The sequence below is a fragment of the Pseudomonas umsongensis genome (assembly GCF_012647205.1).
GTDB lineage: Bacteria > Pseudomonadota > Gammaproteobacteria > Pseudomonadales > Pseudomonadaceae > Aquipseudomonas > Aquipseudomonas umsongensis.
This window is the reverse complement of sequence record NZ_CP051487.1, coordinates 4,511,306-4,531,870: the sequence shown is the minus strand read 5'-3', so window position 1 is coordinate 4,531,870 and position 20,565 is coordinate 4,511,306. Positions and strand designations below refer to the sequence as shown.

Sequence of the window (20,565 nt, the reverse complement as noted above, 5' to 3'; positions counted from 1 at the left end):
CGGTCACTCGGGGTCGGTGCGATTGATCAGCCAGTCGAGCAGCAGGCGGGTGTCGCTGTGGCGGGTGTCGGTGCGTACCGCTGGTGGGCTGCGCAGCTGCCCACCGCTGGCGCAGAGCACCGGGCGGTCGGGGTCGCTGTCGAGAAAACTGACCCAACCGTCGCTGCCGGCCATTGGCAGCTGGCTCGGTTCCCCGTGGGCAGGGGACATTGTCAGTGCGACAGGTAGCCAGAGGCCGCTGCTCGCCTTGGGATCGACCTCCGTGCCTGGCCACAAAGTCGCCAGCAGGCGGCCTTGATCATCCTGTTTTGCGTGCTGCCCGGGCAGGCCATGGACCCGGGCGGGCTGGAAGCCAGGGATGCGCGGCCTGGCCTGGTCCAGGGGGGGGCGAAATACCGTCGACCAGGGAATGGCCGTGAACTGATTTTGATAGCGCCGGGCAATGCTGTCCTGAGACAGGATCGAACCCTGCTGGCCCTGATGCCGCGCCTGAAAGACCAGCCATTGGTCGTTGAACCCCGGCACGGGATGCTCGGCTATCTGCACGATGCGTGCGCTGCGTAACAGGCCTTGATTGCTTTTTCCGTGCAGCTGCAATTGCTGGCAACGCATACGCTGCAGATCGCGGCGCTCGAGTTGATCTCGATGATGTTGCTCCTGGGAAGGGCGGGGTGCGAAGGTGTGGGAAAAAGCGTGATTGGCCGCACCTTCATCGACCGCAGTTCCACGATTTTTAGCCGCCACTCGTGGGTAAACGGCTTGTGAGTCATGGCGCTGGAACAACTCGCTGATCACAGGCGTGGCGCCATCGCCCGGTTCATCGCCCTGGAAAGGCATCAGCAGCGGCTCCTGGGGAAAGCTCATGTTGTCGTCGGCCAACACCAGTACATGACCGTCACGCCGGTGTTCGAAGTGATAGTGAATGCCTTCCTCCTCGCACAGGCGCTGCAGCAAGGCCAAGTCGGTTTCCTCGTACTGAATGCAAAAAGGCCGCAGGGGATAATGCCCGTCTGCCAGCTCCAGGCGATAGCTGTCGGCGGGCAGGTCATGTTCCTCCAGCAGCTGGCGCAGGATCATTGGCACGCTGAGGTGCTGGAAGATCCGCCGCGATTTGTATCGATCCAGCGCTTGAAGGGCCGGCATCAGGACCAGTTTATAGCCCACCCGTCCTCGCCCCCGGTGTTCGCAGCTGGCGCTGTGCAACACACCATGGATGCCCTGGCCTTGCCCAAGGTCGAGCAGCGCCGGTTGTTGCAGCAGCCGTTCAAGGTTGAGTGCCGGTGCCAGGCCGATCACTTCGATATCGAATCGATAGGGTTGGTTGAGGGCCTCGTGCCCACTGAACTGCACTACTTGCAAACTCAGGTGGTCGTCGAGGAGTGTCAGGGTGTAGGGACTTTCCTTGTCGTTGTGCATCGGACGCGCTTCTACCATGGAGTACGGCCACAGAGAGTACGAAACCCGCATGCCTTGTGGACATCGCCAATCGAAATTTCAGAATTGCCCTACAACCATCGGTAAAGATGCCGATCCTTGGATGAGCCTGAGATTTTTTGGTCGATTGCCAACTTTAGGCCGTATAAACTTGGCGCCATGCGTCGGCCAATAGATGTTTCGGCGCCATAGACAAGAGAGTGAGTAATGGGCGCACAGTGGAAGGTTAAACACAAAGAAGCGGCAGCCAACGCCAAGGGCAAGATCTTCGGCAAACTGGTGAAGGAAATCACCATTGCTGCGCGCAACGGTGCCGATACCGCCACCAACGCACACCTGCGTCTGGTGGTCGAACAGGCCAAGAAAGCTTCGATGCCAAAGGAAACCCTGGATCGCGCCATCAAGAAAGGCGCCGGTCTGCTGGGCGAAACCGTGCAATACCATCGCGTGACCTATGAAGGCTTCGCGCCACACCAGGTGCCGCTGATCGTCGAGTGCGTAACGGACAACATCAACCGTACCGTCGCTGAAATCCGCGTTGCTTTTCGCAAGGGCCAACTGGGCGCTTCCGGTTCGGTGGCTTGGGACTTCAACCACGTGGGCATGATCGAGGCCTCGCCGGACACTCCGGACGCCGATCCGGAAATGGCTGCCATCGAAGCCGGTGCCCAGGATTTCGAACCGGGCGAAGACGGCGCGACGCTGTTCCTGACCGAACCTACGGACCTGGACGCGGTACAAAAAGCCCTGCCTGAGCAAGGTTTCACCGTGTTGTCGGCCAAGTTGGGCTACCAGCCGAAGAACCCGGTCAGCGGCCTGAGCGACGAGCAGATGGCTGAGGTCGAAGCGTTCCTTGAAGGGCTCGATAACCATGACGACGTGCAGGATATGTTTGTCGGCCTGGCGGGTTGATTTGCGCCCTCGCGGCGACTGAAAAAACAACCCCGTAGGAGCCAGGCTTGCCGGAGAAGGCCGACCTATGTTTTGTTGACTGCGTACATATCCATTCCTGCGGTAACGGCCGCTTATGGTTTCGCTCTTACAGCGAGTCACTTGGAAAAACGGAACGCCGCCCGGCCCTAAGTAACCAAGGGCTCCTGCCCCTGACGTTCGGTGGCTCGCTAAGGCTCGCCATACCCTCGCTCCGGTCCTGCTCCGTGGGTCGCCGCGATGGGCCATCCATGGCCCAGCGCGGCTAAACCGGCGTCCTGCCGGTTTCCCCACTGCGCAATGCCTGCGTTCGGCCATCGTGGTTAACGGGGCACCCAGATCAAAATCAACAGCGAGGCGGCCTTAAAGCCGACCTGACTTTTTGCTGCCGTACCAGATCCCCTGTAGGAGCGAGCCTGCTGGCAATGGACGTCAACGATAACGCGCCCTGTCTGGATGAACGCGTTGCCTGGAAGTCCATCGCGAGCAGGCTCGCTCCTACAGGGGGATCGCAGACAGGCCTGCAATCAGGTCGGCTTTAAGGCCGCCTCGCTTTGGCTGTTGCTTTGGCTTTTGATTTTCTTGCCCCCTCGAGAGGCCGAGTGGAGGTTCTGCGCAGTGGGTAAACCGGCATGGATGCCGGTTTAGCCGCGCTGGGCCATGGATGGCCCATCGCGGCGACCCACGGAGCAATGCCGGAGTGAGGGCATGCCGAGCCTAGGCGAGGCACCGAGTGGTGGGGCAAAGCCTTTTGCTTCCTTTTTGCTGGGCCGGCACTCCGGCGTTTGAAAAAGGAAGTCGCTGTAAGAGCGAAACCATAAGTGGGCGTTACCGCAGCAACGGATAGAAAACAATCTCCCACAACAAGCCTCGACCCGGCATGGACCAACGTTGGTAGAGGCTCAGGAGCTACCGCAGGCTGCGATCTTTTTCTTCAACCCCGCAGCAAGTTGCCCCAACTCAAACCCCCTCCCTTACCTCCACCAATTGCCCCAACCGACTACGCGTGCGCGCCAGGTCTATAGCGTCACCGCCCAGGCTGTCGCGCAGGGAGCGCTGGCCGAGCAATGTCAGGTGCTTGTCCTGGTCATACAAGACGTCGACCAGGTTGATGAATCGCTGCTGCGCGGCAATCGAGCAGTCGGCGAGGTCGGGCAGTTCGTCGATGATCCAGTGATCGAAGCGGCGACACAGCTCCAGGTAATCCATGACCGCTGTGGGGTGGTCGCACAGGTCGCTGAAAGTAAAACCGACGGCGCGTCCTTTGCAGAAGCGGGCCGATAGATGGCGAGTGCCGACGGCCAGGGCAATGGCCGGTCCGTTCGGCGCCGGCAGGTTCGATGCCTGGCGTTGCGCCAGCGTGGCGGGCCAGACGTATCGGCCCTGGGTGAACAGCTGGTGCGCATGGGTTCTGGCCTGGCTGCGATAGTCGTGGGGCCCGCCGACTTCCATGACGTGCATGCGCGCATTGATCAGGTCGATCACGGGCTTGAAGCGCGCATGGTAAAGCGGGTTGGGCAGCAGGCCTTCAGGCGGGTAATTGGAGGTGACCAGTAGCAGGATCCCCCTGTGGAACAGCGCCTTGAACAGTCGCGAGATGAGCATCGCATCGCCGATGTCGTGGACGTGAAACTCGTCGAAACACAGCACCCGACAATCGCTCAGTAACTCATCCAGCGTGGTCGCCAGCGCATCCGGTTCGTTGCGATGGCTGAACATGCCCTCGTGCAGGCGGGCAAAAAAACCGTGGAAGTGCAAGCGCTGCTTCTGGGCAATGGGGATCGCCTGGAAAAAACCGTCGAGCAGCCAACTCTTGCCACGGCCAACTGCACCATGCAGGTAAAGCCCGGGCAGTGTCTTGCCTGGCGTACCCAACAGTTTTGATGCGTGCTGCGCCATGCAGTCGATGACCCGTTGCTGGCTATGGCTGAGGGTGTAGCCCTGAGAGCAGGCCTTGTGGTGAAAGTAGTCGTGAATTACCCGCGCATTCGCGCAGTGACGGTCAGGCCCGGCCGATATCTTGCCGAAGAGGCGGCGCAACGCTGGCCAGCGCGGAGTGAGTCGCGAATGCTTGGGTGGTCGAGCGGCCACTGTGATGTCCCCGTGATCTTCAGTCAGGCTCCTTGAGCCGCGGCGGCATAGTTTAACCAGTTGGGTAGTTTTGCTTCCAGTTGTGTCGTCGGTTTGCGGACGATGACGTCGATAAACGGTCGCTCAATAACCAACGCCATTTGTCAACTAATTACTAAGCAACCTAACTATTACGTTGACATTGGCTGCCTAGGCAGTAATATCTCGACATACATTCACTGCCTAGGCAGCTAATCGGTATTCAGATGAAGCATTTCACGCCAGACGATTTCCATAATTGCCACCTCGGCCTCCTGCTCGGGCGCGCTGCGTTGCTGAAGGACCGGATCATCGATACGCACATGGAACCCCACGGCATCACCGCGGCGCAGTTCAAGGTGCTGATCATCATGGCCCAGTTCGGCGTCGATTCGCCGGGTGAGCTGTGCCGGTACCTGTCCCTGGACAGCGGTTCGATGACGCGCATGCTCGATCGCCTGGAACAGAAAGGTTTCCTCGCCCGCCAGCGCTCCGAGGCAGACCGTCGGCAGATTCAGCTAGTGCTGACCGACGAGGGCCAGAAACTGGCCGATCTTCTGCCGGGCATCGGCACCGAAGCCATGAATGAACTGGCCGGAGCCATCACGCCGGAAGAACTGAAAACCCTGGAATCCATTCTCAAGAAAATCCTGGTAGCGGCCGGTGACTCGATCACCCTGCAGCGGTTAGGTGACCAATGAACGTGAAAACCTTGCGCACCGGCGTCAGCCTGCTTCTGTTGGCCATGGGCCTGGCCGGTTGCGCCAGTTACAGTGGCCTGACCACCGAAGGTGTCAGCCTTGATGCAAAAAACCTCAAGGCGGGGCAATCCCTCAGCGGCGTGACGCTGTCGCCGGCGGCCTGGCCGAAAAGCGACTGGTGGAAAAGTCTCGGCGATCCGCAGCTCGACGGTCTGATCCGCGAAGCCCTGCGCGACAGCCCCGACATGCAGATCGCCGACGCCCGCGCCCATCAGGCCAGCGCCGCGGCCTATGCCGCCGACGCCGCGCGGATGCCGACACTGGATGCCAGCGCCGGCGTCAGCCGTTCGCGTCTGGCCCGGGACCAGGACCCACTGGGGCAGGGTGGCAATTACTCCACGGTGCGCAACATCAGCGCCATCTTCAATCACAACTTCGACCTCTGGGGCGGTCAGCGTGATGCCTGGGAAGCGGCGCTGGGGCAGGCCCGTGCCGCCGAGGTCGACCAGCAAGCCGCGCAGTTGACCTTGTCCGCTGACGTGGCTCGCGCCTACAGCGATCTGGGGCAGGCGCACATCGTCCATGACCTGTCCGCCGAAGACCTCAAGCGTACCCGGCAAATGCTTGATCTGAGCCAGCGCCGCCTGAGTTCGGGGATCGACAGCCAGTATCAGTTCCAGCAGACCGAAAGCCTGGAAGCCACCTCCGAAGCCAATTTGATCGATGCCGAGAAGCGCCTGCAAAGCGCCAGGATCGCGCTGGCCGTGCTGCTTGGCAAAGGCCCGGATCGCGGCAACGAAGTCGCTCGACCGAACATTCTCAAGCCGGGTGCCGTGGCCCTGCCGTCGGTGCTGCCAGCCGAACTGCTCGGACGTCGTCCGGACCTGGTGGCTGCGCGCTGGCGGGTCGAGGCGGCGAGCAAGAATATCGATGCTGGCAAAACCCAGTTCTATCCAAACTTGAACCTCAGCGCCGCGGCCGGTGCCGAATCATTGCTGGGCGATGCGATGTTTGGTTCGGCCAGCCGCTTCTTCAATGTCGCACCGACGATTTCCGTACCGATTTTCGACGGTGGTCGACTGCGCGCCGACCTCGATTCCCGCGACGCCGACTACGACCTGGCGGTGGCGCAGTACAACAAAATCCTGGTCAGGGCGCTGGGCGACGTCAGCGACAGCATCAATCAGTTGCGTGACATCGGTCGCCAGATCGCGGCCCAGCAACACGCCACCGACATCGCCCAGGAATCTTACAACACCGTGGTCCAGCGCTACGGTTCCGGCATCGGTAACTATCTGGACGTGCTCAGTATTGAGCAGCAGTTGCTCCAGGCCCAGCGCCAATTGGCCAACCTGAATGCCGAGCAGATCGACCTGTCGATCCAGCTGATACAGGCGCTGGGCGGCGGTTTCCAGCCAGAGGCCATTGCCTCGGCCAATACCGCGCCAGCCACGCTGACCCAATAATTCAAGGAATTTGTCATGGCCACTGCCGATACAACGCCAACCACTGAAAACACCCCGGCCAATCCCGATTCGGGCAAGCGCAAGTTCATGCTGCTGGCCCTGGCGGTGGTGGTCGCGCTGGGCAGCGCAGGCGTCTGGGCCTATCACGAATTTTACGGGCGCTGGAGCGAAAGCACCGACGATGCCTATGTGAATGGCAACGTGGTGGAAATCACCCCGCTGGTTACCGGTACCGTCGTCAGTATCGGCGCCGACGATGGCGACCTGGTCCACGAAGGCCAGGTGCTGGTGAACTTCGACCCGAACGACGCCGAAGTCGGTCTGCAAAGCGCCCAGGCCAATCTGGCCCGGACTGTTCGTCAGGTTCGCGGTCTGTACAGCGACGTCGACGGCATGAAAGCCCAGGTCAACGCGCAACAAGCTGAGGTGCAAAAAGCCCAGGACAACTTTAACCGACGGAAAAATCTTGCCGTCGGCGGGGCGATTTCCCAAGAGGAACTGTCCCACGCCCGTGATGACCTGACCTCGGCGCAAAACGCCTTGGCCACCGCCCAACAAAAGCTCAAGACCACCGCCGCACTGGTGGATGACACGGTGGTTTCATCGCACCCGGACGTGATGGCCGCCGCTGCGCAATTGCGTCAGGCCTACCTCAACAACGCCCGTAGCACCCTGATCGCGCCGGTCACCGGCTACGTGGCCAAGCGCACCGTGCAATTGGGCCAGCGAGTGCAGCCGGGGGAGGCGCTGATGGCGGTGATTCCGCTGGATCAATTGTGGATCGACGCCAACTTCAAGGAAACCCAGCTGCGTGACATGCGTATCGGCCAGCCGGTGGAGATCGAAACTGATCTCTACGGCAGCAGCGTGAAATACAGCGGCAACATCGACAGCCTTGGCGCTGGCACGGGCAGCGCGTTTGCCTTGCTGCCGGCGCAGAACGCCACTGGCAACTGGATCAAGATCGTGCAACGGGTGCCGGTGCGGATTCATATCAACGCCCAGGAGCTGGCCGAGCATCCACTGCGCGTTGGCCTGTCGACCGTGGTCGATGTGAACCTGCGTGACCAGAGCGGCCCGGTGCTGGCGCAGCAGCCGCCGCAAAAGGCTTCGTTCAGCACCGCCATCTATGACCGCCAGTTGACCGAGGCCGATGCGATGATCACGCAATTGATCCACGACAACAGCGCCGCGGTGAGCAAGACCGCGCGTCGCTGACTCGCCAATCTGCCATCACACCAACCCCTGTGGGAGCGAGTCTGCTCCGGGCGGCGTTCCGAGGATAGCGTCCGGTCAGTCAACATTAGTGTTGGATGGGATGCCGCTTCGCGAGCAGGCTCGCTCCCACAGGGTTAGCGGCGTCAGCCGAGTATCAAAGGATTCGCGATGAGCAATAACGCGTCATTCACGCCCCCCAGCCTGGTGCTGAGCACCATCGGCCTGTCGCTGGCGACCTTCATGCAGGTGCTCGACACCACGATCGCCAACGTGGCGCTGCCGACCATTTCCGGCAACCTGGGGGTGAGTTCGGAGCAGGGCACCTGGGTCATCACGTCTTTCGCGGTGAGCAACGCCATCGCGTTGCCGCTGACCGGCTGGCTGAGCCGGCGGTTCGGCGAGGTGAAGCTGTTCCTGTGGGCGACCGTCCTGTTTGTGCTGGCCTCATTTCTCTGCGGTATTTCCACATCGATGCCGGAGCTGATCGGCTTTCGGGTGCTGCAAGGCCTGGTGGCGGGACCGTTGTACCCGATGACCCAGACGCTGCTGATCGCCGTTTATCCGCCCGCCAGGCGCGGCATGGCCCTGGCGCTGCTGGCGATGGTCACGGTGGTCGCGCCGATTGCAGGGCCTATCCTCGGCGGCTGGATCACCGACAGTTACAGTTGGCCGTGGATCTTCTTCATCAACGTGCCGATCGGGATCTTCGCGGTCATGGTCGTGCGTTCGCAGCTCAAGGCGCGGCCGGTGGTGACCAGCCATCAGCCGATGGATTACGTCGGTTTGATCACCCTGGTCATCGGCGTCGGGGCGTTGCAGGTGATCCTCGACAAGGGCAATGACCTGGACTGGTTCGAATCGAGCTTCATTCTCATCGGTGCGGCCATTTCGGTGATTGCGCTGGCGGTGTTCGTGATCTGGGAAATGACCGACCAACACCCGGTGGTCAACCTGCGCCTGTTCGCCCACCGCAACTTCCGCATCGGCACCCTGGTGCTGGTGTTGGGGTACGCCGGTTTCTTCGGGATCAACCTGATCCTGCCGCAATGGTTGCAAACCCAGATGGGTTATACGGCAACCTGGGCCGGCCTGGCGGTGGCGCCAATTGGCATCCTGCCGGTCCTGATGTCGCCGTTTGTCGGCAAATACGCGCACAAGTTCGACCTGCGCTTGTTGGCGGGCCTGGCATTCCTGGCGATTGGCTTGAGCTGTTTCATGCGTGCCGGCTTTACCAGCGAAGTGGACTTCCAGCACATCGCCCTGGTGCAGTTGTTCATGGGCATTGGCGTGGCGTTGTTCTTCATGCCGACCCTGAGCATCCTGATGTCGGACCTGCCGCCGAGCCAGATCGCCGACGGCGCGGGGCTGGCGACGTTCCTGCGGACCCTGGGCGGCAGCTTCGCCGCGTCGTTGACCACCTGGATCTGGATTCGCCGTGCGGACCAGCACCATGCCTACATGAGCGAAAGCATCAGCACCTACGAGCCCGCAACCCGCGAGGCCCTGCATGCACTGGGTGGTGCGAGCAACCCGGCGTATGCGCAGCTCGACCACGTGTTGACCAGCCAGGCGTACATGCTCTCCACCGTGGACTACTTCACGTTACTGGGGTGGGCGTTCATGGGGTTGATCCTGATCGTATGGCTGGCGAAACCGCCGTTTGCGGCGAAGGCTGGGCCTGAAGCATCCGGCCATTGATGTAGCGGACAGATCGTTCCCACGCTCTGCGTGGGAATGCCTCAACGGACGCTCCGCGTTCGGCTCTGGAAGGGACGCGGAGCGTCCCGGGCTGCATTCCCACGCAGAGCGTGGGAACGATCAACTCAAGAAGAGGGGAAATCAAACGGTGCCAGGGCAAACCCGCTGTCGTCGACCTGCAACGCCCAACCCTGTTTATCCCAATCCCCCAGCACGATACGCCTGGCTGCCAGATCGCCGATCTGCAACTTGTGAATGGCCGGACGATGGGTATGCCCGTGGATCAAGGTTTTCACGCCATATTGCTGCATGATCCGTGGAATCTCTTCGGGCGTGACATCGACAATGTCATTGGCCTTCATGCGCGTCTGCGCCCGGCTTTCACTGCGCAGCTTGCGTGCCAGCTTATGCCGGGTGCTTAACGGCAGATGCCGCAAGATGAACAGGGTGATCGGGTTGCGCAGGTAGCGCCGCAGCTTCATGTAGCCTTCGTCGCGGGTGCAGAGGCTGTCGCCGTGCATCAACAGCACGGGTTCGCCGTTGAACTGCACGACACTCGGATCTTTGAGCAGGGTGCAGCCGGCCTGTTTGCAGAACGCCTTGCCCAGCATGAAATCGCGATTGCCGTGCATCAGGAAAATGGCCGTGCCGCTGTCGCTCAATTCGCGCAGGGCCTGGCAGATGGAACGCTGGAAAGGGGTCATGGCGTCATCGCCAATCCACGCCTCGAAAAAGTCGCCCAGAATGTACAGTGCACTCGCCGAGCGGGCGCGCCCGGCGAGTAAATCCAGAAACGCCCGGGTAATGTCCGGGCGCTCCTCTTCCAGATGCAAGTCTGAAATCAGCAGTATCACTCAATGATCTCGGCTTTCTCGATGATCACGTCGTCTGCCGGTACGTCCTGGTGGCCGGCCTTGGAAGTGGTGGCCACGCCTTTGATCTTGTCGACGACGTCGGTGCCGGCGGTCACTTTACCGAATACCGCGTAGCCCCAGCCCTGCACGTTCTTGCCGCTGTGGTTGAGGAAGCTGTTGTCAGCCACGTTGATGAAGAACTGCGCGGAAGCCGAATGCGGCTCCATGGTGCGGGCCATGGCGACGGTGTACTTGTCGTTGGAAAGACCGTTGTCGGCTTCGTTCTGGATGCTTGGGCGCTTGTCTTTCTTTTCTTTCATGCCAGGCTCGAAACCGCCGCCCTGGATCATGAAGTTACCGATGACACGGTGGAAAACCGTGTTTTCGTAGTGACCGGCTTTAACGTACTCGATGAAGTTGGCCACGGTGATCGGGGCTTTCTCGGCGTTCAGGTCCAGGACGATGTCGCCGTGGTTGGTGGTCAGTTTGACTTGAGTCATGATCGCTACTCTTTAAGGAATTCGTGGGTTTCGGGGCAGTACGGCCCCCAACCGGTTTGGCCAGCGCTGGCCAAGGTGCGCAGTTTAGCGTGACAGGCACGAATTTCGAGGCTGTTTTTTCATTTACAGCCTATTAAATGCGACGGTTTACAGAGCGCGCTCTGTCAGGTACTTGACGGCATCGGCTATGATAGCGGCTTTGTTTTGTCCGGCCTTCATTACGGCCACGCACTTGTACGTTCAAGGATCCTATGAGCAAGCCCACTGTCGACCCTACCTCGAATGCCAAGACCGGCCCTGCCGTGCCGGTCAACTTCCTGCGGCCGATCATCCAGGCAGACCTGGACTCGGGCAAGCACACGCAAATCGTCACCCGTTTCCCGCCTGAACCCAACGGCTACCTGCACATCGGCCACGCCAAGTCGATCTGTGTGAACTTCGGCCTGGCCCAGGAGTTCGGCGGCGTCACGCACCTGCGTTTCGACGACACCAACCCGGCCAAGGAAGACCAGGAATACATCGACGCGATCGAAAGCGACGTCAAATGGCTGGGCTTCGAATGGTCCGGCGAAGTGCGCTACGCCTCGCAATATTTCGACCAATTGCACGACTGGGCGGTGGAGCTGATCAAGTCCGGCAATGCCTATGTCGACGACCTGACCCCTGAACAGGCCAAGGAATACCGTGGCACCCTGACCGAGCCAGGCAAGAACAGCCCGTTCCGCGACCGCAGCGTCGAAGAGAACCTGGACCTGTTCGCCCGCATGAAGGCCGGTGAATTCCCGGACGGCGCACGCGTGCTGCGTGCCAAGATCGACATGGCTTCGCCGAACATGAACCTGCGCGACCCGATCATGTACCGCATCCGCCACGCTCATCACCACCAGACCGGCGACAAGTGGTGCATCTACCCCAACTACGACTTCACCCACGGTCAGTCGGACGCCATCGAAGGCATTACCCACTCGATCTGCACCCTGGAATTCGAAAGCCATCGTCCGCTGTACGAGTGGTTCCTGGAGAACCTGCCGGTGCCGGCCAAGCCGCGCCAGTACGAATTCAGCCGCCTGAACCTGAACTACACCATCACCAGCAAGCGCAAGCTCAAGCAGCTGGTCGATGAAAAGCACGTCAACGGTTGGGACGATCCACGCATGTCCACGCTGTCGGGCTTCCGTCGCCGAGGCTACACACCAAAATCGATTCGCAACTTCTGCGAAATGATCGGCACCAACCGTTCCGACGGCGTGGTCGATTTCGGCATGCTCGAATTCAGCATCCGTGACGACCTCGACCACAGTGCCCCGCGTGCCATGTGCGTGCTGCGTCCGCTGAAAGTCGTGATCACCAACTACCCGGAAGGCCAGGTCGAGAACCTTGAACTGGCATGCCACCCTAAAGAAGACATGGGTGTGCGCGTCCTGCCATTCGCCCGTGAGCTCTACATCGACCGTGAAGACTTCATGGAAGAGCCGCCAAAAGGCTACAAGCGCCTGGAGCCGAACGGCGAAGTGCGCCTGCGCGGCAGCTACGTGATCCGTGCCGACGAAGCGATCAAGGACGCCGATGGCAACATCGTCGAACTGCGTTGCTCGTACGATCCGGACACCCTGGGCAAGAACCCTGAGGGCCGCAAGGTCAAGGGCGTTGTGCACTGGGTGCCGGCCGCTGCCAGCGTCGAGTGCGAAGTGCGCCTGTACGATCGCCTGTTCCGTTCTCCCAACCCGGAGAAGGCCGAAGACAGCGCCAGTTTCCTGGACAACATCAACCCTGACTCGCTGCAGGTACTCACCGGTTGTCGTGCCGAGCCTTCGCTTGGCAACGCACAGCCGGAAGACCGTTTCCAGTTCGAGCGCGAAGGTTACTTCGTCGCGGATATCAAGGACTCGAAACCCGGTCATCCGGTGTTCAACCGTACCGTGACCCTGCGTGATTCGTGGGGCCAGTGATTCAAGGAAATAACGTGCTTACGATCTACAACACGCTCACCAAGAGCAAAGAAGTCTTCAAGCCGCTTGATGGCAACAAGGTGCGCATGTACGTGTGCGGCATGACCGTGTACGACTACTGCCACCTCGGCCACGGCCGTAGCATGGTCGCCTTCGACCTGGTGACCCGCTGGTTGCGTTTTAGCGGCTACGACCTGACTTATGTGCGCAACATCACCGACATTGACGACAAGATCATCAATCGGGCCAACGAGAACGGCGAGTCGTTCGAAGCGTTGACCGAGCGCATGATCGCGGCGATGCACGAAGACGAAGCGCGCCTGAACATCAAGAAGCCGGACATGGAGCCGCGTGCCACGGATCACATCCCGGGCATGCACGCGATGATCCAGACCCTGATCGACAAGGGTTACGCCTACGCCCCGGGCAATGGCGACGTGTACTACCGCGTCGGCAAGTTCATGGGCTACGGCAAGCTGTCGCGCAAGAAAATCGAAGACTTGCGCATCGGCGCACGCATCGAAGTCGACGAGTCCAAGCAGGACCCGCTGGACTTCGTGCTGTGGAAAGCCGCCAAGCCGGGCGAGCCGAGCTGGGAGTCGCCATGGGGCGCCGGGCGTCCGGGCTGGCACATCGAGTGCTCGGTGATGTCCACCTGCTGCCTGGGTGAAACCTTCGACATTCATGGCGGCGGCAGTGACCTGGAGTTCCCGCACCACGAAAACGAAATCGCCCAGAGCGAAGCGGCCACCGGCAAGACCTACGCCAACGCGTGGATGCATTGCGGCATGATCCGCATCAATGGCGAGAAGATGTCCAAGTCCTTGAACAACTTCTTCACCATTCGCGACGTGCTCGATAAGTACCACCCGGAAGTCGTGCGTTACCTGCTGGTGTCGAGCCACTACCGCAGTGCCATCAACTATTCGGAAGACAACCTCAAGGACGCCAAGGGCGCTCTGGAGCGTTTCTACCATGCATTGAAAGGCCTGCCGAGCGTGGCGCCGGCCGGTGGCGAAGCCTTCGTCGAGCGTTTCACCCAGGTGATGAACGACGACTTCGGCACGCCGGAAGCCTGTGCGGTGCTGTTCGAGATGGTGCGCGAGATCAACCGCTTGCGCGAGAGCGATCTGAACGCAGCGGCCGGCCTGGCTGCGCGTTTGAAAGAACTGGCCAGCGTGTTGGGCGTGTTGCAGCTTGAAGCCGATGACTTCCTGCAAGCCGGCGCCGAAGGGCGTGTGGATGCAGCTGAAGTCGAGGCGCTGATTGCTGCGCGCCTGGCGGCGCGTGCCGGCAAGGACTGGGCCGAATCCGACCGTATCCGCGACCAGCTCACTGCCATGGGCGTGGTGCTGGAAGACGGCAAGGGCGGCACGACCTGGCGTCTGGCTGACTGATTGCTGCACCGGATGATCGTTCCCACGCTCTGCGTGGGAATGCAGCCCGGGACGCTCCGCGTCCCAAATCAAAAGCCGAACGCAGAGCGTCCGTTGAGGCATTCCTTTGCGGCGCGTGGGAACGATCAATTTTTGTGATGTTTGAGTTTTGTGTGCGAGGCAGATCCTCTGTGGGAGCGAGCCTGCTCGCGAAGGTCTCAAGCCGAGCACTGCCAGGGTGGATTGCGAATTACTCCGCCTGGCGAAGTCGCTTGTAAAGGGTATTGCGACTAACCCCCAACCGCCGTGCCAGATGCGAAATATTCCCCCCCACCGCCTGCAACTGCCGGTTCAAATCCTCGGCATCATCAAGATCCACCGCCAACGGCTCTGGCGTCTCCACTGGTTCCATCTCCAGATCGACAAAAAAATCATCCGGCAAATGCTCCGGCCGCACCGGTTGTTCCTCGGCCATGGCCAGCGCCACCTGCATCACGCTGCTGACTTGCCTTAAATTCCCCGGCCAAGGGTGACGGCTGAACAGTTCCAGCACCTCGCGACTCAATCCCGCCCATTGCGAGGGTTCACGATGCTGTTCCCACAAGCGTTTGAACAGCGCCTCTTTATCACTGCGCTCCCTCAATGGCGGCAGTTCCAGGGTCAGGCCACCAATGCGGTAGTACAAGTCCTCGCGAAAGCGCCCCAGTTGTACCTGCTCGCGCAACGAGCGGTTGGTCGCCGAAATGATGCGAATGTCCACCGGGAACAACTCGCTGCTGCCCACCGGTTGCACACAACGCTCCTGCAGCACACGCAGCAAGCGCGCCTGGGTTGGCAGCGGCATGTCGCCGATTTCATCGAGGAACAGCGTGCCTTTGTCGGCCTTGCGGATCAGGCCGATGCTGCCTTTCTGGTTGGCGCCGGTGAACGCGCCTTTTTCATAGCCGAACAGCTCAGACTCCACCAGTTCGGCGGGAATGGCCGCACAGTTCACGGCGATGAACGCCTGTTTGTTGCGCGAGCTGGCCTGATGCAGGGCTTTGACGAACACTTCCTTGCCGACCCCGGTTTCGCCATGAATCAACAACGGAATGTCCTTTTCCAGCAGGCGCTCGGCCTGGCGCACGGCTTTTTCCACGCGGCTGTCGCCAAAATGCAGGGTGTTGAGGCTGATGGCGGCGGGCGCCGTGACGCTGGGTTCGGTGAACACCCGCGCTTGAACAGGTGCCATCTTTGGCCGCTTCAACAGGCACTGGAATCGATTGCGCCCGCAAGTCTGAAGCGAGAAGGGCAAGCCTTCGGGTTGATTGAGCAGCTCCAGCAAGGAAACCTTGAACAGACTCTCGACACTGACCCGCGACAAGCTCACGCCCAGCAGGTTGTCGGCGCGACGATTGGCGGACAGCACCTGGCCACTCTCATCGAAGATCAGCAACCCGGCCCACTGGCTGTCGAGATTGTTCAGGCCGGTGTTAAACGTCAGTTGAAAATGCTGGCCGTGGAACAGGTTGAGAATCAGCCGGTTTTCCACGGTCTGGCTCATCATCTTGACCATGCCCAGGGTATGGGAGGGCGGCAGGTAGCTGTCGCTGGACACATCCAGCACGGCGATGACCTTGCGCTCGGCATCGAAAATCGGCGCGGCGGAGCCGGTCATGAAACGGTTGGCCTTGAGAAAGTGCTCATCGTGCTCGATGTGCACCGCCTGTTCGCAAGCCAGCGCGGTACCGATCGCATTGGTCCCGCTGCAGCGCTCCATCCAGCTGGCACCAGCGCTGAAGCCACGGGTCAGGCTCGGTTCGATAAACCGTTGGGTGCCCCAGGATGTCAGCACCTGGCCCTGATTGTCGGCGAGCATGATCAGGCAGTTGGAGTTACTGAGGATGTTTTCGTAGTACGGCAGGACTTCCTGATGGGTGGTCTGCACCAGGGAATGCTGGCTCTCCAGCAATTGCTTGATGCCTTCGGCGGGCAGTTGATCGAAGGCCGGGGTGCTCTGATGGTTGAGGCCGAAGGCGCGACAACGTTTCCAGGAGTCCTGGATGATGGCGTCGTGGGTCAGCGGCGAGGCGGATGTGACCATGGCAGTCAGTCTCTGAATCAGCATTTTTATTGTTGTTATAGGCACATGCTATCCCCTGTAGGAGCTGCCGCAGGCTGCGATCTGTTGATCTTGATTTTGAACAGCAAAATCAAAAGATCGCAGCCTGCGGCAGCTCCTACAGGGGGCGTGAACAGTGTGTAGATTGTTGTTCACTAATGTTCATTGTCAATCGTTGAACTGTTCAGTTGTTCAGTCCCGATTGTTCATTTGTGTTCAGCAATGAACGTGACCAGGTAGTCACTTTTAAGGATTCAGAGCCAAATCAACCACTTGTATTTTTTGGCACAGATGTCGCTATACCGCTCAGGTCGCTTGACTCCAAAAATAAAAAGGCCGAGCCATGTCATTAACCCTGGAGCATGTCAGCCGCACCGTCGAGGGCCAGACCTGGATCGACGATGCGTGCCTGCGTTTCGAACCCGGATCTTTCAATGTCTTGCTCGGGCGCACGCTGTCCGGCAAGACCAGTCTCATGCGCCTGATGGCCGGGCTGGACAAGCCTGACACCGGTCGCATCCTGATGAACGGCGTCGATGTCACCCAACGCCCGGTGCGCCTGCGCAACGTGTCGATGGTGTATCAGCAGTTCATCAATTACCCGACCATGACCGTCTTCGAGAACATCGCCTCGCCGTTGCGCCAGGCCGGTGTGTCCAATGAGCTGATCCAGAGCAAGGTGCTGGAAACCGCGAAGATGCTGCGCATCGAGAAGTTCCTGCAGCGTTTTCCGCTGGAACTGTCCGGTGGCCAGCAGCAGCGCACCGCGATGGCACGGGCGCTGGTCAAGGATGCCGAACTGATCCTGTTCGACGAGCCACTGGTCAACCTCGACTACAAATTGCGCGAAGAGCTACGCCAGGAAATGCGCGAGCTGTTCAAGGCGCGCCATACCATCGCCATCTATGCCACCACCGAGCCCAACGAAGCCCTGGCCCTGGGCGGCACCACCACCATTCTCCATGAGGGCCGGGTGATTCAGAGCGGCCGGTCGTCCGAGGTTTACCACCAACCGCAGACCGTGCTGGCGGCCGAGTTGTTCTCCGAGCCGCCGATCAACCTGATGCCGGGTCGCATTGCCGGCAACGAAGTGAGCTTCGCCAATTTCGTGCACTTCCCGTTGAACGTCGACTTGCGCCCGGTGGGCGAGGGCGAGTTCCGCTTCGGCGTGCGCCCCAGTCATATCTCGCTGGTGCCGAGTAACGACGATGACCTGGAACTCGCGGTGACCGTTGAAGTGGCGGAAATCAGCGGCTCGGAAACCTTCCTGCACGTGCGCAACGAGCATTTCCTGCTGGTGCTGCACTTGCCTGGCGTTCACGAATACGACGTCGATGCGCCGATCCGCATCTACATACCGACCCATAAACTGTTTGTGTTCGATGCGCAGGGGCGGCTGGTCCAGGCGCCCGGCCGGCGCGTCGCGAGGGTTGCCTGATGGCCGAAATCCGTTTGCAGAACCTCGCTCACAGCTATACCAGTACCCCGAGCGGCCCAGAGGACTACGCGATTCGCCAGATGGACCACGTCTGGGAACAGGGCGGCGCCTATGCCTTGCTCGGCCCGTCGGGCTGCGGCAAGTCGACTTTGCTCAACATCATTTCCGGCTTGCTCAGCCCGTCCCAGGGGCATGTGTTGTTCGATGGCAAAGCCGTCAACAACCTGACCCCGGAGAAGCGCAACATTGCCCAGGTGTTCCAGTTTCCGGTGGTGTACGACACCATGACGGTGTTCGACAACCTGGCGTTTCCGCTGCGCAACCAGGGCATGGCCGAGGCGAAAATTCACACCAAGGTGCGGGAAATCGCCGAGGTTCTCGACCTGCAAAGCCTGCTGAGCAAGAAAGCCAGCAACCTCACCGCTGACGAAAAACAGAAAGTCTCCATGGGCCGTGGGCTGGTACGCGATGACGTCTCGGCCATCCTCTTCGACGAGCCGCTGACGGTGATCGACCCGCACCTGAAGTGGAAGCTGCGGCGCAAGCTCAAGCAGATCCACGAGCAGTTCAACATCACCATGGTCTACGTCACCCACGATCAGTTGGAGGCCTCGACCTTCGCCGACAAGATCGCGGTGATGTACGGCGGGCAGATCGTGCAGTTCGGCACGCCGCGAGAATTGTTCGAGCGGCCGAGCCACACCTTTGTCGGCTATTTCATCGGTAGCCCGGGGATGAACTTGATCGAGGTCGAGGCGCAACCGGGGGGCGTCGGTTTCGCTTCGACGCATCTTCCGTTGTCCGAGGCCATGCAGAAATGCATCGCCGAATCCGAATGGCACACCCTGAAGGTTGGAATTCGCCCGGAGTTCATTCATGTCTGGGACGAACCTTTTGATGACGCGCTGCGTGCACAAGTCGTACACGTCGAAGACCTCGGCACCTACAAGATCATGACCTTGAACCTCGATGGCGTGCCGCTGAAAGTGCGCCTGGCCGAAGACAAACCGGTGCCCGAAGGCACGGCGTATATCAGTTTTCCGGCGCAGTGGCTGATGGTCTATGCCGATGATTTCCTGCTGGAGCCGCAATCAGTAGGTGAGGTGCAACCATGAACAAAGTGCAGAACAACAAGGCCTGGTGGCTGGTGCTGCCGGTGTTCCTGCTGGTGGCGTTCAGTGCGGTGATCCCGATGATGACCGTGGTCAACTACTCGGTGCAGGACATCTTCGACCAATCCAGCCGCTACTTCGTCGGTGCCGACTGGTACAAGCAGGTACTGCTCGACCCGCGTCTGCACGACTCGCTGCTGCGCCAGTTCATCTACTCGGCGTGCGTGCTGCTGATCGAAATCCCGCTGGGTATCGCGATTGCCCTGACCATGCCGACCAAGGGGCGCTGGTCGTCGGTAGTGCTGATCATCCTGGCGATTCCCTTGCTGATCCCGTGGAACGTGGTCGGCACCATCTGGCAGATCTTCGGTCGGGCCGACATCGGCCTGCTGGGGGCGAGCCTCAAGGCCATGGGTATCAACTACAACTATGCGGCGAACACCATGGACGCCTGGGTCACCGTGCTGGTGATGGACGTCTGGCACTGGACCTCACTGGTGGCGCTGTTGTGTTTCTCCGGGCTGCGGGCAATTCCGGACGTGTACTACCAGGCGGCGCGGATCGACCGTGCCTCGGCCTGGGCCGTGTTCCGCCATATTCAGTTGCCCAAGCTCAAGAGTGTGCTGTTGATCGCCGTGATGCTGCGCTTCATGGACAGTTTCATGATCTACACCGAGCCGTTCGTACTGACCGGTGGCGGGCCAGGCAATGCCACGACCTTCCTCAGCCAGACCCTGACGCAGATGGCGATCGGACAGTTCGACCTGGGGCCGGCCGCAGCGTTCTCGCTGGTGTACTTCCTGATCATCCTGTTGGTGTCCTGGCTGTTCTATACCGCCATGACTCACTCTGACGCCAACCGCTGAGGCCATCATGAGCATGAGAAAGCTTGTTCCACTGCTGATTTACATCCTGTTCCTGCTGGTGCCGATCTACTGGCTGCTGAACATGTCCTTCAAGAGCAACAGCGAAATTCTCGGCGGCCTGACGCTTTTCCCACAGGATTTCACCCTGGCCAACTACAAGGTGATCTTCACCGATCCAAGCTGGTACACCGGTTACATCAACTCGGCGTACTACGTGAGCCTGAACACGATCATCTCCCTGACCGTGGCATTGCCGGCGGCCTATGCGTTCTCGCGCTACCGTTTCCTGGGCGACAAGCACCTGTTCTTCTGGCTTCTGACCAATCGCATGGCACCGCCGGCGGTGTTCCTGTTGCCGTTCTTCCAGCTGTATTCATCGATCGGCCTGTTCGACACCCACATCGCCGTGGCCCTGGCGCACTGTCTGTTCAACGTGCCACTCGCGGTGTGGATTCTCGAAGGCTTCATGTCGGGCGTTCCCAAGGAAATCGACGAAACCGCCTACATCGATGGCTACAGTTTTCCCAAGTTCTTCGTGAAGATTTTCATCCCGCTGATCGGCTCCGGAATCGGCGTCACGGCGTTTTTCTGCTTCATGTTTTCCTGGGTCGAACTGCTGCTGGCGCGAACCCTGACCTCGGTAAATGCCAAGCCCATCGCGGCGGTGATGACTCGCACGGTCTCGGCGTCCGGCATCGACTGGGGCGTGCTGGCAGCGGCGGGGGTGTTGACCATTCTGCCGGGCATGCTGGTGATCTGGTTTGTTCGCAACCACGTGGCCAAGGGCTTTGCCCTGGGCCGGGTATGAGGAAC

General features: G+C 60.4%; 16 protein-coding genes. 11 read left to right on the top strand and 5 right to left on the bottom strand.

Features of this window, described 5'->3' with window-relative positions; all coding sequences use genetic code 11:
- Positions 1–3: 3 nt before the first annotated feature.
- Positions 4–1,416, bottom strand: a complete 1,413-nt coding sequence (locus HGP31_RS20420) for a type VI secretion system Vgr family protein (protein WP_168759203.1) — start codon at positions 1,414–1,416, stop codon at positions 4–6.
- 225 nt (positions 1,417–1,641) lie between these two features.
- Between HGP31_RS20420 and HGP31_RS20415 the strand changes: the two genes are divergently transcribed.
- Positions 1,642–2,346, top strand: a complete 705-nt coding sequence (locus tag HGP31_RS20415; protein ID WP_008063883.1) for a YebC/PmpR family DNA-binding transcriptional regulator — start codon at positions 1,642–1,644, stop codon at positions 2,344–2,346.
- A 978-nt stretch (positions 2,347–3,324) separates the two neighbouring features.
- On the opposite strand, the gene zapE is transcribed toward HGP31_RS20415, so the two are convergent.
- The gene (gene zapE, locus HGP31_RS20410; protein ID WP_168758541.1) at positions 3,325–4,455 is read right to left on the bottom strand and encodes a cell division protein ZapE; all 1,131 of its coding nucleotides are present in this window, start codon (positions 4,453–4,455) and stop codon (positions 3,325–3,327) included.
- 245 nt (positions 4,456–4,700) lie between these two features.
- On the opposite strand from zapE, the gene HGP31_RS20405 reads away from it, so the two are divergent.
- The 4 genes from HGP31_RS20405 to HGP31_RS20390 all read left to right on the top strand — a co-directional run bounded on the left by HGP31_RS20405 (position 4,701) and on the right by HGP31_RS20390 (position 9,556).
- The gene (locus HGP31_RS20405; protein ID WP_020801191.1) at positions 4,701–5,174 is read left to right on the top strand and encodes a MarR family winged helix-turn-helix transcriptional regulator; all 474 of its coding nucleotides are present in this window, start codon (positions 4,701–4,703) and stop codon (positions 5,172–5,174) included.
- Positions 5,171–6,640 (top strand): efflux transporter outer membrane subunit, encoded by a 1,470-nt coding sequence (locus HGP31_RS20400; protein ID WP_168758540.1) that lies wholly within the window; start codon positions 5,171–5,173, stop codon positions 6,638–6,640. The genes HGP31_RS20405 and HGP31_RS20400 overlap by 4 nt, the downstream gene beginning before the upstream one ends.
- A 15-nt stretch (positions 6,641–6,655) precedes the next feature.
- Positions 6,656–7,858: an HlyD/EmrA/EmrK family protein gene (locus HGP31_RS20395; protein WP_168758539.1), complete on the top strand. Its 1,203-nt coding sequence runs from the start codon at positions 6,656–6,658 to the stop codon at positions 7,856–7,858.
- Between the two features lie 168 nt (positions 7,859–8,026).
- Positions 8,027–9,556 (top strand): DHA2 family efflux MFS transporter permease subunit, encoded by a 1,530-nt coding sequence (locus HGP31_RS20390; protein ID WP_020801188.1) that lies wholly within the window; start codon positions 8,027–8,029, stop codon positions 9,554–9,556.
- A 125-nt stretch (positions 9,557–9,681) separates the two neighbouring features.
- On the opposite strand, the gene lpxH is transcribed toward HGP31_RS20390, so the two are convergent.
- Together lpxH and HGP31_RS20380 are read right to left on the bottom strand one after the other, a co-directional pair.
- Positions 9,682–10,410, bottom strand: coding sequence for a UDP-2,3-diacylglucosamine diphosphatase (gene lpxH / locus HGP31_RS20385; protein ID WP_033045694.1), 729 nt, complete (start codon positions 10,408–10,410; stop codon positions 9,682–9,684).
- On the bottom strand, positions 10,407–10,910 hold the full coding sequence (locus HGP31_RS20380; protein WP_020801186.1) for a peptidylprolyl isomerase: 504 nt from the start codon (positions 10,908–10,910) through the stop codon (positions 10,407–10,409). Before HGP31_RS20380 ends, lpxH begins: the two co-directional genes overlap by 4 nt.
- Positions 10,911–11,161: 251 nt before the next feature.
- Between HGP31_RS20380 and HGP31_RS20375 the strand changes: the two genes are divergently transcribed.
- The gene (locus HGP31_RS20375) at positions 11,162–12,859 is read left to right on the top strand and encodes a glutamine--tRNA ligase/YqeY domain fusion protein (RefSeq protein WP_020801185.1); all 1,698 of its coding nucleotides are present in this window, start codon (positions 11,162–11,164) and stop codon (positions 12,857–12,859) included.
- Positions 12,860–12,873: 14 nt separating this feature from the next.
- Positions 12,874–14,256: a cysteine--tRNA ligase gene (gene cysS, locus HGP31_RS20370; protein WP_020801184.1), complete on the top strand. Its 1,383-nt coding sequence runs from the start codon at positions 12,874–12,876 to the stop codon at positions 14,254–14,256.
- 229 nt (positions 14,257–14,485) lie between these two features.
- Here the strand turns inward: cysS and HGP31_RS20365 are convergent, their stop codons facing one another.
- The gene (locus HGP31_RS20365; protein ID WP_042955948.1) at positions 14,486–16,318 is read right to left on the bottom strand and encodes a sigma-54-dependent Fis family transcriptional regulator; all 1,833 of its coding nucleotides are present in this window, start codon (positions 16,316–16,318) and stop codon (positions 14,486–14,488) included.
- A 361-nt stretch (positions 16,319–16,679) separates the two neighbouring features.
- Between HGP31_RS20365 and HGP31_RS20360 the strand changes: the two genes are divergently transcribed.
- The 4 genes from HGP31_RS20360 to HGP31_RS20345 are packed head-to-tail and all read left to right on the top strand — an operon-like array spanning position 16,680 to position 20,560.
- Positions 16,680–17,774, top strand: a complete 1,095-nt coding sequence (locus HGP31_RS20360; RefSeq protein ID WP_020801181.1) for an ABC transporter ATP-binding protein — start codon at positions 16,680–16,682, stop codon at positions 17,772–17,774.
- Positions 17,774–18,889, top strand: coding sequence for an ABC transporter ATP-binding protein (locus tag HGP31_RS20355; protein ID WP_020801180.1), 1,116 nt, complete (start codon positions 17,774–17,776; stop codon positions 18,887–18,889). Before HGP31_RS20360 ends, HGP31_RS20355 begins: the two co-directional genes overlap by 1 nt.
- Positions 18,886–19,752: a carbohydrate ABC transporter permease gene (locus HGP31_RS20350; protein WP_020801179.1), complete on the top strand. Its 867-nt coding sequence runs from the start codon at positions 18,886–18,888 to the stop codon at positions 19,750–19,752. Before HGP31_RS20355 ends, HGP31_RS20350 begins: the two co-directional genes overlap by 4 nt.
- 7 nt (positions 19,753–19,759) lie before the next feature.
- Complete coding sequence (locus HGP31_RS20345) at positions 19,760–20,560, top strand: carbohydrate ABC transporter permease (RefSeq protein WP_008061967.1); 801 nt, start codon at positions 19,760–19,762, stop codon at positions 20,558–20,560.
- Positions 20,561–20,565: the final 5 nt, after the last annotated feature.